We start from the raw sequence: 13,909 nt of genomic DNA, 5'->3' as shown, positions 1-13,909 counted from the left end.
AATAACTTCAAAGATTATCTCACATGGTGAATAGTCAGAGCAAACTTTTTTGACGCTTTCACCATCTTTTCATTTTGTTTTTGTATAGTTAAAAACGTAGAAAGAAAACTGTTCAAAAAGCTCATAATTTTTACGCTTACATACATAGCGTAAGTCATGGATGGAAGTTAGGAGAGGTAAGAAAATGGATAAGAAGAAAAAGAAAAAGCTTTTTTCTTTTCTTGGTATCATTACTGCTGGTGCTATCATTGCGGGTGTTGTATATCAAGTCAATCGCACCGATGCAGTAGCGAGTGTTGATGGAGACAAAATCACAAAGGATCAATTATATGAAGTGTTAATGTCTCAAGGTGGAACTGACGTTTTGGATTCAATGATTGAACAAAAAGTCATTAATAAAGAAGCTGAAAAGAAAAGCGTAACAGTTAGTGAAAAAGAACTTAATAAAGAGCTTGATGCATTAATCACATCATATGGCGGGGAAGACACGTTTAATCAAGCTTTAGAAGCAAGCGGTATTAAAGAAAAAGAAGTTAAAAAAGATTTAGAAACAAATTTAAAGGCTAAAAAATTAGTAGAAGATACAATTGAAATCTCTGAGGATGAGATGAAATCATATTTTGATGAAAACAAAGATTCATTTGATCAGCCGGAGCAGGTAAAAGCAAGCCATATTCTTGTAAAAGATGAAAAAACGGCTAATGAAGTGAAGAAAAAACTGAGCGATGGTGAAAAGTTTGCTGATTTAGCAAAAGAATATTCAACCGATACAGCCTCTAAGGAAGATGGAGGAAACTTGGGATACTTTAGTAAAGAAGATATGGTGCAAGAATTCAGCGATGCAGCATTTAACTTAAAGGTTGATGCCATTAGCAATCCGGTAAAAACGGAGTATGGTTATCATATTATAAAAGTAACTGATAAAAAAGAAGCTCAAGATGCAAATTATGAAAATAGTAAAGATGAAATTAAACAACTTTTATTAGAGAATAAATTCCAGTCTGAATATTCAACTTGGTTAGAAGAAACGAAGAAAAAGTATGACATTGAGAATTTTTCGTAATCCATTATTCTAAATAAAGTGAGGAATTAAAATGAAAACACAAAAGCCTTACAATAAGTTAGAACAAATTGTAGAAAAATTAAAAGAACGCGGTGTGCGAGCTGAGATATGCCGTCGCGTGGTACAAGTAACAGAAAGTGTAAACAATCAATCAAATTCTCATTCTCAACATGCTTTTAACCGTTGACATAGATAAAATGAATAAGGACATAAACAATCAGCAGGTAAACCTACCTGCTGATTGTTTATGTCCTAGCGATAAAGTAGTATATTTATAAATGAATGGAGCTGAGAAAATATGAATGTTTTATTAGCAGAAGATGATTTACAACTAGGAGAGCTAGTAAGTTATATGTTAAAGAAAAAAGCAGGCTTTAACGTCGAGTGGGTGACGGAAGGGCGTGATGCTTACCTATATGCTACTGATGCACATTACGATATTCTCATCCTAGATTGGATGATGCCCAACGGAGATGGAGTAGAAATTTGCCAGCAGCTTCGAAAAGAAGGGTATAATGGAGCTATCTTAATGCTAACAGCAAAAGATGCTGTTCAAGACCGTGTACATGGATTAGATGCTGGGGCAGATGATTATATGGTGAAGCCATTTGAAATTGATGAATTGTTGGCTAGACTAAGAGCTTTGTCTCGTCGTAACTATGCTCCAATTGTTGAAGAAACGGTTGAAATTGATCAAATTACCTTAAACCGTTCAAGTCAAATGATGAATAATGGAGACAAATCAATTCAGCTTAGTCCAAGAGAGTTTCAGCTATTGGACTTTTTACTGAAAAATAAGGGGCAGGTTCTATCAAGAGATATTATCTTAGATCGCGTTTGGGGCTATGAGTCAGATGTCTCCATTAAAACTATTGATGCAACGGTCAAGCTTTTGCGAAAGAAACTAGATCATTTTGGGAAACAAGAGCTAATCCAAAGTATACGTGGAGTAGGTTATAAAATTGACTAAAAAGTTAATAAGAAGAGCTCGTAACCGCATGAAGCAAGATTTATTTAGCAAAACGCAAAATCGTCTTACCTTTCGATACAGTGCACTGTTAATGATATTTCTGCTTTTATTTGTATTTATCGTCTACTCACTTGTGTACGTTGTGATTAGCAGCAATCAGCAACAAAGCTTAAACATGCTGCTCAAGCAAGAAACAAAATTTGTGAAAAGTCTCTTAGTTGAACAAAGTGACCGAGTAGAAGATGAATACCAAGATATTGTTGTGGCTAGAGAAGACGCATTCTTTTACTATGTCGTCAGCCCAGAAGGTCAATTACTAATGGGAAGTGAAGCGAGTGAAGGGTTGAGGCCGAAATTGTTAAATTTAATTAACGGTTGGATTCCAATTGAAAATGAAGTACGTAAAGAACGCATTGAAACAATTCGTCCCAATGTTGAACAGTTTGAGCGAAATGGTCATGCTGAAGATGAATTTAAGGTAAGCATTGATTTGCTTATGACTGGACAGCCAATCTTCTATAAAGGTGAGTTTTTAGGGATGCTTTACATTGGCAAAAACGTTTCGTTCCTATATCAATTGCTAAAGTGGCTGTTAGTAATCATGTTATCGTTAACGGTTTTATTTGTAGGCGTAGCTATTTACATGAGTCGCTTAATGTCAAAGCGTGCAATGATTCCTATTGAAACTGCGTTTTTAAAGCAAAAAGAGTTTGTAGCCGATGCTTCTCATGAGTTGAGAACACCATTAAGCGTAATGTTATCATCTATTAATGCACTAGAAATGCAGGATGAAGTAAATGAAGATCCCTTTTCTAAAAAGCTCGTCGGTAATATGAAAGCAGAAGTAAAAAGGATGACGAAGCTTGTAAGTGATTTGCTCACGCTTGCTCGATCAGATGCTAGCAAAAACCAGCAAGCCTTTAATAGATTTGATGTTAAGAAAATGGTTGAAAAAGTAATACAGTCCGTTGAACCACTTGCTCATTCTAAAAATATTAGCTTACACCTAGAAGCACCTAAGCAGATAGACATTTCTGGAGATGAAGAAAAACTTACACAGCTTATGTATATATTGTTGGACAACGGGATTAAATACACTACTCCAGGCGGACAAGTAGAAGTGTTTGTTAAGCAAAGAACGAATTCAGTTGAAATTCGAGTGACTGATACAGGTGTCGGTATCCATAAAGATGAACAAAAAAGGATTTTTGATCGCTTTTACAGGGCGGACAAATCCAGGTCTAGACAAATGGGTGGGCATGGGCTTGGTTTAGCTATTGCAAAATGGATTGTTGATATGCACAAAGGGACAATTAAAGTGGACAGTGAACCTGAGAAAGGAAGCACTTTTCGAATTAATTTACCTCAATAAAAATGTGCCAGATACTATCGTATCTAGGCACATTTTTTGTCTAGTTTGCACAAAACATCTTTTAAAAAAGGGTAAATTAAACGATGAAAAAATTAGAAAATTCAGTTACATTTAAGGTAATCTAATGCAAGTGGAAGGGGTTTATGGATGAAAAAATATGACTTGCTTATTAAAAGTGGAACGGTTGTGTTAGAAAATGAGGTACGCACAATAGATATTGGCATATATGATGGTAAAATTATCGCTTTAAAGTCTACTATTGATACCAGCCAAGCAAAAGAGGTAATAAGAGGAGAAGGAATGCATATATTACCTGGGGCTATTGATATACATGTTCATTTTGATGAGCCTGCAAGAGAACATTGGGAGGGGTTTGATAATGGTTCAAAAGCGATGGCAGCAGGAGGGTGCACAACTTATTTTGATATGCCTCTAAATGGCGTTCCTCCTACCATAACGGAAGAAGCATTTTTAAATAAAAAGCAGCTTGGAAACAAGAAATCATTTGTAAACTTTGGATTATGGGGAGGATTAGTACCTGGTAATAAAGATGAACTTGAAAAAATGGCAATGCAAGGAGCTATTGGTTTTAAAGCGTTTATGTCAGAAGCAGGATCAGAGTTTGAATTTTCGGACGGACTTACGTTATATGAAGGCATGAAAGAAATTGCGAAGTTGGGCAAGGTTCTTGCCTTGCATGCGGAGAAAGATAAAACGATTAAAGAGCTTCAAAAACAAAAAGAGAAAAAAGGGCTTACATCGATTAGAAGTTATTTAGAGACAAGGCCAATTGAAGTGGAAGTGGAGGCAGTGAAAGAAGCATTAGAGTATGCTAAGCAAACGGGATGTTCACTTCATTTTGTACATATTAGTAGTAAAGAAGCTGTTGATTTAATCTTACATGCTAAAAAAAGAGGAGAAGACGTTACTTTAGAAACTTGCCCACACTACTTGCTGTTTGGAGAAGAAGACTTTGAAGAAATTGGAGCGCTGGCTAAATGTGCACCTCCGCTCAGGTCAGCGGCAGAACAAGAGAAATTGTGGTCATCGATTGAAAAAGGTGAAATCGATATGGTATCTTCTGATCACTCTCCGTGTCCTATGGACTTGAAGCAATCAGATAATATATTTGAAGTATGGGGGGGAATATCGGGAGGGCAGTATACGCTTCAGGCAATGATCACAGAAGGATATCAAAAAAGAGGCGTGCCCCTTACTAAAATTGCACAATTAACTTCAACAGCTCCTGCTAAGCGTTTTGGGTTGTATCCTCAAAAAGGTAGCATTCAAGTTGGGGGAGATGCCGACTTAACAATTGTTGATTTAAAAGACTCCTACACTGTAAAGCAACAACACATGTTTTTTAAACACAAGCATAGCATTTATGAAGGCTATAAATTCAGCTGTACAATTCGCTATACGATTTGTGGAGGTGAAATCGTATACGAATCTGAAACTAATACGTTTGAGCAACCTCTTAACCAGTCAAAATTTGTGCAACAAATAGAAAATACAAACGTACGTTGAGGATGAAAGCATTCATCCTTTTTTTATTGTATAATTTTTATTATATTGGAAAATTATATAGGATAAAAGGCATATCTTTAAAAGAATACTAGGGTAAAAAGAAATAGAAAATATTAGTTTGATATTATAAAAAATCAGTAAAATGAATAATTAAAATAAAAAAATACAAAACGTTTTTTATTTAGGATAAGCTAGGTATAGAGCTATATCTGAAGCTTAAATAAGAAAAAAGTTGCATAAAAATATGTTTATTTACATTTTTTTATATTGACAGAATCATTTTATAAGAATAAAATTTTATTGTTTCTAATTTTATATCATCATAATTTTTTGATATTTTAAAAATTAGTAAACAGGGGAAAAAGGGAGAAAGATAGAGAAAGGATGTAAAATATGTCGCTTGATAAAGAGAAAATTGTCCAAAGTGTTCCTCAAAAAGGATTTTTTGGCCATCCAAAAGGATTATTTACGCTATTTTTCACTGAGTTCTGGGAGCGCTTTTCCTATTATGGAATGAAAGCACTTCTAATCGTGTATTTATACACGGAAGTATCCCAAGGTGGATTAGGTATTGATAAGGGAACAGCAGCATCTATTATGTCCATTTATGGAGCGCTTGTTTACATGTCAGGAATTATTGGCGGATGGATTGCTGATAGGATACTAGGAACCTCAAGAACAGTGTTCTGGGGCGGCGTGTTGATCATGATTGGTCATATCGTTTTAGCTATTCCAGCTGGGTTTAACGGCGTATTAGTAGCTATGTTGTTTATCATTTTAGGGACAGGTTTATTAAAACCAAACGTTTCAAGTGTTGTGGGAGACTTATATAGAGAGAACGACAACCGACGTGATGCCGCATTTAGTATTTTCTATATGGGGATTAACTTAGGAGCATTTATTGCTCCATTAATCGTATCTACGCTTGGAGAAAACTATGGGTTCCATTTAGGTTTCGGTGCCGCAGCAGTTGGAATGTTAGGTGGATTAATTGTTTTTTCTATGACAAAAAAGAAAAACCTAGGTTTAGCAGGTACAGAAGTGCCAAACCCGTTAAAGCCTGGTGAACGTAAAAAAACGTTTGGAATTATTGGTTTAATCGTTGCTGTGCTCGCTATCTTTTTAATTGTAGCAGGAGTGGTAGGCTTCTTAACTCTAACGAATGTTATTGCGTTCATTAGTTTCCTAGCTGTTATTATTCCAATCATTTATTTCACAGTTATGTATCGTAGCTCAAAAACTACAAATGTTGAACGCTCTCGACTACTTGCTTATATTCCACTGTTTATTTCTGCAGTTATGTTTTGGGCAATTCAAGAGCAAGGATCAACAATTTTAGCAATTTATGCTGAAACATCAACACAGTTAACATATGGAAGCTTTACAATTCCAGTAGGTTGGTTCCAATCACTTAACCCATTATTCATTATTTTATTAGCACCTGTATTTGCTAAGCTGTGGGTGTCGCTTGGAGACCGTCAACCATCTACACCACAAAAATTTTCTTTAGGCTTGTTATTTGCCGGTTTTTCATTCTTAGTAATGGTTATCCCGTCAGTAACAGGTGATGCAGATCATTTAACAAGTCCGTTATGGCTTGTATTAAGCTTCTTCTTAGTTGTAATTGGTGAGCTTTGCTTATCACCGGTTGGATTATCAACAACAACAAAATTAGCGCCAAAAGCATTCTCTGCACAAACGATGAGCTTGTGGTTCTTAGCAAGTGCAGCTGCACAGGCAATCAACGCACAGATTGTTCGATTCTATGAAGGAATTTCACAATCTGCATACTTTGGATTATTAGGTGGAATATCTGTTATTCTGGGTATCATCATTTTCCTTTCTTCTTCAAAAATTAAACAATTAATGAAGGGGATTAATTAATAAAAGCCGTCAAAAGACGGCTTTTATTTTTTTGATCCAAAGATATTCATAAATGACCGGTAACTTTGATCATCTTCTTCACCGTTATAAGTAGGAAATTGAAAGAGTGTGTTCATTGCATTCGTTGAATTTTCAGTTTCAGCAATAATTTGATAGATATGAACGGCTTCGGATGTATAACCCTTAGCATGTGCATTTTTTATTTGATTTAGCGTTAAATGAAGTGAGAAGACTTCTTTACGAAGCTGTACCTTTGTGTGCTCGTCCAAATAAAGAAATTTCTCGTAATAAAGATTGGACGCTTGATTAAAGACCCCAAGTCCATTTTCAAGCTCATTTACAGCAATGTGCCTAATCGCTTCATCATCTAACCGTGTAAACGGTTCTTCAATCATTAGACCCAAAACGATGGCTGTATCAGGTTTCAGCATAGCTATTCCCTCCTACTCTCAATTCGTCATTATTATATATGTATGAAAACATTGTTGGAATATTCGTTACACTTTTAAGGCTAGCCGAATATGGCAAGCTCTATACATTTTAATCATTTAATTTTTTTAGTTACAAAATTGCTTTAAAAGTTACAAAACGTATCAAGTTGTCTGAACATTAAGTATCATAGACTTTGTAGAAAGACAGGAGGTTAAGGTAATGGGTACAGCTCGTAAATTGGAAACGTTTTCTGAATATCAACAACCTAAGAAATCAAAAGGGCTATGGTCCAAAATTAACGATGTAAAAGTAGGTGTACTGCCACTTCCACTTTATGTTGTGTTAGCGCTAATTGTTTATGGAGCATCTGTTTACAATCAGCTTCCACCAGATATGATTGGTGGGTTTGCAGTTATTATGGTAATGGGGATTTTACTTGGCGACTTAGGTATGAAAATTCCTATCTTAAAAGATATTGGTGGGCCAGCAATATTAGCACTGCTTGTTCCTTCCATTCTAGTTTTTTATAATTTGATTAACCCTGCTTCTATGGAAGCGGTAACAACGTTGATGAAAACATCAAACTTTCTCTATTTTTATATTTCAGTGTTAGTAGCAGGAAGTATCTTGGGCATGAATCGAAAGGTTTTAATTCAAGGATTCACCAGAATGTTTATTCCATTAGTTGTTGGGACACTGGCAGCAGTGGCGGTTGGTATCCTTGTGGGACTACTATTTGGTTATGAAATTAAGCATACTTTCTTCTATATTATTGTCCCAATTATTGGGGGAGGAATTGGTGAAGGTATTCTACCACTGTCCCTTGGTTATTCTCAAGTGCTGGGTAATTCAGCAGAATCGTTTGTATCACAAATGATACCAGCTGCTGTAATTGGAAATATCGTAGCAGTTATCTGTGCCGGTATGATGAAACGCCTAGGAGAAAATAAGCCGGAACTTACGGGTAACGGTGTATTAGTTAAAACAGCGGGCGGAGATCAAATGGATGAAGAGACTAATATTGATAAGCCTGTTGATTTCTCTTTAATGGGTGCAGGTGTATTAATCGCTTGTTCATTCTTTATCTTTGGTAGCTTAGCTCATAAATTTTTAGGAATCCCAGGTCCAGTATTAATGATTGTAGCAGCAACACTAGTTAAATCTTTACAGCTTATGCCGAAAAAGATGGAACAAGGATCTTATCATTTATATAAATTTATTTCATCAAGCTTAACATGGCCACTAATGGTTGGATTAGGGATTTTGTTTATCCCATTAGATGATGTTGTGAAAATTATTACACCTGCTTATATCGTAATTTGTGCATCTGTTGTTATTGCAATGGTAGGAACAGGTTACTTTGTTGGTAAACTATTAAAAATGTATCCGGTTGACGCTGCCATTGTTACCGGCTGCCATAGCGGTCTTGGAGGAACTGGAGATGTTGCCATCTTATCAGCATCAAATCGAATGTCACTTATGCCGTTTGCTCAGGTAGCAACTCGTTTAGGAGGCGCATCTACGGTAATTATTGCAACATTATTAATGAAAGCATTTAGCTAATAAAAGAAGGGACGTTGACAAGCAAAATGACATTACGTGAAGAAGCACTTAAAATGCATAAAGAAAAACAAGGAAAACTTGGTGTACATTCTAAAGTAGAAGTTCAAAGCGCAAAAGATCTAAGCCTTGCTTATTCACCAGGAGTAGCAGAGCCGTGTCTTGAAATTGCAGACGATGCTGAAAAAATCTATGATTATACGATGAAAGGAAATTTGGTTGGTGTTGTTTCAAACGGGACAGCCGTTCTTGGGTTAGGTAATATTGGGGCGGGTGCTTCCATGCCAGTTATGGAAGGAAAGGCACTGTTGTTTAAGTCATTCGCAAACGTCGATGCATTTCCTATTTGTTTAGATACTGAAGATCCAGACAAGATAGTTGAAACGGTTAAGCTTCTTGAACCTACATTTGGCGGTATTAACTTAGAAGATATTGCAGCACCTTACTGTTTTGAAATTGAAGAACGTTTAAAGAAAGCTTGTAATATTCCAATCTTTCATGATGACCAGCACGGGACGGCAATTGTTACGGCTGCGGGATTATTAAATGCGCTGCGCCTAGCAAATAAAAAACTTGAAGATATTAAAGTTGTAGCAAATGGTGCTGGTGCAGCAGGTGTTGCAATTGTGAAACTTCTTTTAAGCATGGGTGTAAGAGATGTTATATTATGCGATACAAAAGGAATTATTTATGAAGGACGCCCTGTTGGCATGAATCCATTTAAAAAAGAAATGGCGCGCATGACGAATAAACATCAACAAGAAGGTACCTTAGCTGACGCATTGGTAAATGCAGATGTTTTTGTTGGGGTTTCAGCAGCAGGAGCCGTTACACAAGAAATGGTTCGCTCAATGAACGAAGATCCAATTATCTTTGCAATGGCGAATCCAGTTCCGGAAATTATGCCAGAAGAAGCAAAAGAAGCGGGGGCTTTGGTAATTGGTACAGGTCGTTCAGATTTTCCAAACCAAGTTAATAACGTATTAGCTTTCCCAGGTATTTTCCGCGGGGCATTAGATGTACAAGCAAAGGAAATTAATGAAGAAATGAAAGTAGCTGCAGTATATGCAATTGCTGGACTCATTAATGAAACAAATATCCATGCTGACTATGTAATTCCAGATCCGTTCGATAAGAGGGTAGCAGCTCATGTTGCAGCTGCCGTAGCGAAAGCTGCAATGGATTCAGGGGTGGCAAGAAAACAAATCGATGTGGAAGCTTTACGCAGCAAAATGCTTCAAACGAACGAAGTGCCAGAGCTTGTTACAACAAAATAACAAAAAAAGCCAGCGTCAGCTGGCTTTTTTTTATTTAACGGCTAAACGACTTAAAACAAATTCTTCTACTACCTTAGCAACACCATCGTCCATATTTGTATCTGTTACGTGATTTGCTAGCTTTTTAATATCTTCAGGTGCATTACCCATTGCGACGCCTAAGCCTGCAAATTCAATCATGGCCACGTCATTATAGCTGTCACCCATAGCAATAACTTCTTCACGCGTAATACCTAGCTTTTGAATAAGGAAATTAAGGCTTGTTCCTTTCGTTACGCCAACCTCTGTAAACTCTAAAAAATATGGTTTTGAACGCATAACGCTTAGCTGTCCATCAAGCTGTTTTTGTAACTTTTCTTCAACATGAACAAGCTCTTCACCTGGTGCGAGCATTAAGACTTTTACAACGGGTTCTTTTACTGCTTTAACAAAGTTGGGTACTAGTTTAATAGGTAATCCAGTAATATCACTTTCAATATTCGTAAACTCGTTCTCTATTTCCGTAACAATCTCATCTCCTACATAGGTATGAATTAATACGTTTTCTTGTTTGCTTAATGCATCTAATTGATGAACGGTTTCAGGCGGTAATGTACTGCTAAACAATTCTTCCTTAGTACGCCAATCAATAATCTTTGCTCCGTTAAAAGAGAGGATAAAGCTTCCGTAATCAGTTAGTCGAAGCTCTTCAGCGATATGAACCATACCATAGGTAGGTCTACCGGAGGCTAGCACAACTTTTACTCCGGCCTCCTGCGCGTCCATTAACGCTTGCTTTGTACGGGGAGAGATTGTATGGTCATCTCGTAAAAGAGTATCATCTAAGTCTAGTACAATCATTTTATAGGCCATTTTCATAATTCCTTTCTACGACAATATGTTCATATCGTACTACAAAAGGACGGGTAGTTCAATTTTTGTTCAAGTCATGTGAAAAGGAGTGCCTAAATCACACACATAAGATTGAAAAGGCAAATAAAAGCGAAGCAGCTAAAAGATGCTTCGCACATAGCGGTTACTCTAGTTCTGTAATTGGATGACGACGAAAAAACTCGTTTATTTGATGCTCATTGCCATCATTTTCAGCGCTAACGTTTTGAATGCCCTTTGAAGCATTTGGTTTAAGCGGATGTTGATGGAATGCTTCTAATTCTGCACGTGTAATCGTAATGCTTTGAGGAACAACAGTATGAACGTTAAAGTGGACAGAATCAGCATAGTCAATTAATCCAAGTAATATTGTTGCGTTATTAAAAACTCGTTCTTTAGTAAGGTTTGCTGACCAATTGTGTTCAAACTGCCTACTTGTTTCCGTTGATGCTTGTGTATAATCGACGGAAATATAAGAAGGGGATCTTTTGGTTTGCAACGTTATGTTATGAACATTTTCATGTCCAGGAAGTTCATTGATAATGGAAGTAGCATCATGTTGATTTTCATTATACGAATAGTGGGTAGCTGTTGGTTTTTTAACTTCAATTGAAGCATTCTTTTGAGAAGCGTCATTTATAGAGTTGCATCCAACTAATAGGGTGATAAAAGCAAAAAAATAACATAAAAAAACAAGGTTGCGCATGATAAGTCTCCATTCTTTGCTTGAAAATAATATTGTAATTATATACATTAAAGAGATAAATTTACAATAGTTAATAAGAAAAATAATCTAAAACGACCGAAGTTAAAAGGCCAAGTGACGTGATGAAACCCGTAACAGGGCCACCTTGTTCAAAAGCTTCGGGAAGCATCGTGGAAGCTACCATTGCGATAATACCTCCTCCCGCAAATGCAGCAATAAAGCTCATTGTATAAGATGAAGCCTGTTGCAAAAACATGAAGCCTCCTAATGAACTGATAGCAGAAATAAGAACCACTGATAGCCATAGAAATACAACTTTTTTGTGTGAGAACGAGTTTTTAATAAGTCCGGTTGTTCCGGAAATACCTTCTGGAAGGTTACTGATGAAAATAGACATAACGAGCAGTGGACTGACTTGATTCTGTTCAATTAGACTTGCTCCAATCATAATTGATTCTGGAATAGCATCCATTAATGTCCCCCCGAAAATAGCTAAACCTGAACTATTTGTATACTGAGGGCTAGAACGCTTTCGATTAAGACCACCTTTCCTAGCTAACAGTAAATCGAATACTGTAAAAGTTGCTGCTCCAACAATAAAACCTAAAGCAGTTGAGAGCATGCCACCTTCTTTGACAGACTCCTGTAGAAGTTCATAGGAAGCAGCGCCAATTAATACTCCCGTTCCAAATGCCATAATATATGAGTTTACACTTTTTTTCATAGGCAAAAAAATAGCCATCATAGCGCCTATAAAAACGGCAGAGCCAGATAAAGCTCCCCATAAAAAAGCAGAAGTCATTGATATCACACTCTCTTAAGATGTAATCTACATACTGTTAAGTCGGTTTTTCTTTTTCGTATAAATCAATATAGATAAAGCCAGTACGGTCAATTTGACCAAGCATTACATCAGAAATGCTCGCGATATTACGAGTAGAAAGCTGTTGGTGTACCCAGTCGAGCGTAAAAGAGGACGCAGTTAACTCTTTTTCAACAAGTTTTCCATCTTTAATGAGGAGTCGAGGTAGGCCATTGCTGCTTGTAACAATGTTCATTGCTTCCATCGTAACTGCTTGCTGGCTTGACTTTAACTGCACGCTAAAACCACCGTTTTGTTCAATAAGGACCGTCTCTACGTCTTGAAAAGAAAAGATACTTTGAAGTCTAAGCTGACTAGCAAGCTCTTCGACGTTTAACCGCGCCTTCCTTAAATTTTGTTCAAGAATTCGCCCATTCTCCATTAAAATGATGGGTTCCCCATTGTTTAGTAGCCGAAATTTATCAAATTTCATTGAAAGGTAAGAAAATAAAATTTCAAGAACAAGAATGATAACCAAAGCTGGTATATAGTTAGTAAAAGGTTGATTATGATCAACCGCACCTTTAGCAGCAATGGACCCAATGGTGATTCCAACAACGAAGTCACTAAAATTCATTTTTGATAGCTCTCTTTTTCCCATGATTCTGGTTAAAATAAGCAGAGAAAAATAAGCTAATATTCCTCTTAACAGCAAGTCGAAAAGGTGCTCCATGCCACCATCTCCCTAATCTCTCTTTTTTTAGAGAATGTCCAAAGGGGATAGGAAATATGTAAGCGGCAAATAAAAAAAGAGTACAGTAGTGTACTCTTTTCTTGATTCATGAAGAAGCATTGTTCCATTTTGTGTAAGGGGTGGAAGGAGAAGTGAAGTTCATCATTGATGAAATTAACGATTGCGGGCTGCTTGAAATATTGATAAGCTGAATGGCTGATTCTTGTGAAAAGCCCTCTGTTACAGCGTGTTCAACCATACTCATTAACGCATTATAATATCCGTTCACATTGAGTAGTCCAACTGGCTTTTTATGAATACCAATTTGGGCCCAACAAAGTGCTTCAAATAGTTCTTCAAAAGTACCAAACCCTCCTGGCAGGGCAATATAGCCATCAGCCAAATCGTGCATGGCGGCTTTTCTCTCGTGCATGCTGCTTACTTCAATCAATTCTGTAAGCGCGGTATGAACAATCTCACCGCTGAAAAGCCCTTTTGGCATAATGCCTACCACGTGACCGCCATGCTTTAACATTTCATTAGCTACTTCACCCATCAAGCCCATTTTCGATCCACCATAAATTAATTTATAATCATGTTTAGCCATGTACGCTCCCAGTTCTACAGCAGCATTTTTATAGTGGTGGTGAACACCGGAATTGGCTCCAGCAAAAACACAAATCGCTTTCATGTGCATTCCTCCTTTTCACAAT

General features: G+C 36.8%; 14 protein-coding genes. 8 read left to right on the top strand and 6 right to left on the bottom strand.

Going from position 1 to position 13,909, the window contains the following annotated elements:
* The first annotated feature begins 184 nt into the window (after nt 1-184).
* The 6 genes from EPL02_RS01785 to EPL02_RS01765 all read left to right on the top strand — a co-directional run bounded on the left by EPL02_RS01785 (nt 185) and on the right by EPL02_RS01765 (nt 6,816).
* Nucleotides 185-1,063, top strand: a complete 879-nt coding sequence (locus tag EPL02_RS01785; RefSeq protein WP_131886876.1) for a peptidylprolyl isomerase — start codon at nt 185-187, stop codon at nt 1,061-1,063.
* Between the two features lie 31 nt (nt 1,064-1,094).
* Complete coding sequence (locus tag EPL02_RS20730) at nt 1,095-1,250, top strand: hypothetical protein (RefSeq protein WP_153301180.1); 156 nt, start codon at nt 1,095-1,097, stop codon at nt 1,248-1,250.
* 111 nt (nt 1,251-1,361) lie between these two features.
* Entirely contained in the window at nt 1,362-2,033 is a 672-nt protein-coding gene (locus tag EPL02_RS01780) for a response regulator transcription factor (protein WP_131886875.1), read from the top strand.
* Complete coding sequence (locus EPL02_RS01775; RefSeq protein WP_131886874.1) at nt 2,026-3,405, top strand: sensor histidine kinase; 1,380 nt, start codon at nt 2,026-2,028, stop codon at nt 3,403-3,405. Before EPL02_RS01780 ends, EPL02_RS01775 begins: the two co-directional genes overlap by 8 nt.
* A gap of 147 nt (nt 3,406-3,552) precedes the next feature.
* A complete protein-coding gene (locus EPL02_RS01770) occupies nt 3,553-4,932 on the top strand; it encodes an allantoinase (protein WP_131886873.1) in 1,380 nt (459 codons plus the stop codon).
* A gap of 393 nt (nt 4,933-5,325) precedes the next feature.
* The gene (locus EPL02_RS01765) at nt 5,326-6,816 is read left to right on the top strand and encodes a peptide MFS transporter (protein WP_094909796.1); all 1,491 of its coding nucleotides are present in this window, start codon (nt 5,326-5,328) and stop codon (nt 6,814-6,816) included.
* A 23-nt stretch (nt 6,817-6,839) separates the two neighbouring features.
* Here EPL02_RS01765 and EPL02_RS01760 read toward each other — a convergent pair whose 3' ends face one another.
* A complete protein-coding gene (locus EPL02_RS01760; RefSeq protein WP_094909797.1) occupies nt 6,840-7,247 on the bottom strand; it encodes a hypothetical protein in 408 nt (135 codons plus the stop codon).
* Nucleotides 7,248-7,467: 220 nt separating this feature from the next.
* On the opposite strand from EPL02_RS01760, the gene EPL02_RS01755 reads away from it, so the two are divergent.
* A complete protein-coding gene (locus EPL02_RS01755; protein ID WP_094909798.1) occupies nt 7,468-8,811 on the top strand; it encodes a 2-hydroxycarboxylate transporter family protein in 1,344 nt (447 codons plus the stop codon).
* Nucleotides 8,812-8,837: 26 nt separating this feature from the next.
* On the top strand, nt 8,838-10,085 hold the full coding sequence (gene ystJ, locus EPL02_RS01750) for an NADP-dependent malic enzyme (RefSeq protein ID WP_094910154.1): 1,248 nt from the start codon (nt 8,838-8,840) through the stop codon (nt 10,083-10,085).
* Between the two features lie 30 nt (nt 10,086-10,115).
* On the opposite strand, the gene EPL02_RS01745 is transcribed toward ystJ, so the two are convergent.
* The 5 genes from EPL02_RS01745 to EPL02_RS01725 all read right to left on the bottom strand — a co-directional run bounded on the left by EPL02_RS01745 (nt 10,116) and on the right by EPL02_RS01725 (nt 13,887).
* Entirely contained in the window at nt 10,116-10,937 is an 822-nt protein-coding gene (locus EPL02_RS01745) for a Cof-type HAD-IIB family hydrolase (protein WP_094909799.1), read from the bottom strand.
* Between the two features lie 163 nt (nt 10,938-11,100).
* Entirely contained in the window at nt 11,101-11,661 is a 561-nt protein-coding gene (locus EPL02_RS01740; protein ID WP_165932492.1) for a DUF4825 domain-containing protein, read from the bottom strand.
* Nucleotides 11,662-11,731: 70 nt separating this feature from the next.
* The gene (locus EPL02_RS01735) at nt 11,732-12,463 is read right to left on the bottom strand and encodes a ZIP family metal transporter (RefSeq protein WP_131886871.1); all 732 of its coding nucleotides are present in this window, start codon (nt 12,461-12,463) and stop codon (nt 11,732-11,734) included.
* A gap of 37 nt (nt 12,464-12,500) precedes the next feature.
* Nucleotides 12,501-13,196, bottom strand: a complete 696-nt coding sequence (locus EPL02_RS01730) for a YetF domain-containing protein (RefSeq protein WP_131886870.1) — start codon at nt 13,194-13,196, stop codon at nt 12,501-12,503.
* A 106-nt stretch (nt 13,197-13,302) separates the two neighbouring features.
* Entirely contained in the window at nt 13,303-13,887 is a 585-nt protein-coding gene (locus EPL02_RS01725; RefSeq protein WP_094909803.1) for an LOG family protein, read from the bottom strand.
* Between the last annotated feature and the right edge of the window lie 22 nt (nt 13,888-13,909).

It is taken from the genome of Bacillus sp. CBEL-1, assembly GCF_004348885.1.
In the GTDB taxonomy this organism is placed as follows: domain Bacteria; phylum Bacillota; class Bacilli; order Bacillales; family Bacillaceae_H; genus Priestia; species Priestia aryabhattai_A.
This window is presented reverse-complemented; position numbering and strand designations above follow the sequence as displayed.

Bases quoted from the DNA above. Each gene is read 5' to 3' on its own strand.
- EPL02_RS01785 (WP_131886876.1), top strand. From the start codon at position 185: ATGGATAAGAAGAAAAAGAAAAAGCTTTTTTCTTTTCTTGGTATCATT.
- EPL02_RS20730 (WP_153301180.1), top strand. From the start codon at position 1,095: ATGAAAACACAAAAGCCTTACAATAAGTTAGAACAAATTGTAGAAAAA.
- EPL02_RS01780 (WP_131886875.1), top strand. From the start codon at position 1,362: ATGAATGTTTTATTAGCAGAAGATGATTTACAACTAGGAGAGCTAGTA.
- EPL02_RS01770 (WP_131886873.1), top strand. From the start codon at position 3,553: ATGAAAAAATATGACTTGCTTATTAAAAGTGGAACGGTTGTGTTAGAA.
- EPL02_RS01765 (WP_094909796.1), top strand. From the start codon at position 5,326: ATGTCGCTTGATAAAGAGAAAATTGTCCAAAGTGTTCCTCAAAAAGGA.
- EPL02_RS01760 (WP_094909797.1), bottom strand. From the start codon at position 7,247: ATGCTGAAACCTGATACAGCCATCGTTTTGGGTCTAATGATTGAAGAA.
- EPL02_RS01755 (WP_094909798.1), top strand. From the start codon at position 7,468: ATGGGTACAGCTCGTAAATTGGAAACGTTTTCTGAATATCAACAACCT.
- ystJ (WP_094910154.1), top strand. From the start codon at position 8,838: ATGACATTACGTGAAGAAGCACTTAAAATGCATAAAGAAAAACAAGGA.
- EPL02_RS01745 (WP_094909799.1), bottom strand. From the start codon at position 10,937: ATGGCCTATAAAATGATTGTACTAGACTTAGATGATACTCTTTTACGA.
- EPL02_RS01740 (WP_165932492.1), bottom strand. From the start codon at position 11,661: ATGCGCAACCTTGTTTTTTTATGTTATTTTTTTGCTTTTATCACCCTA.
- EPL02_RS01735 (WP_131886871.1), bottom strand. From the start codon at position 12,463: ATGACTTCTGCTTTTTTATGGGGAGCTTTATCTGGCTCTGCCGTTTTT.
- EPL02_RS01730 (WP_131886870.1), bottom strand. From the start codon at position 13,196: ATGGAGCACCTTTTCGACTTGCTGTTAAGAGGAATATTAGCTTATTTT.
- EPL02_RS01725 (WP_094909803.1), bottom strand. From the start codon at position 13,887: ATGAAAGCGATTTGTGTTTTTGCTGGAGCCAATTCCGGTGTTCACCAC.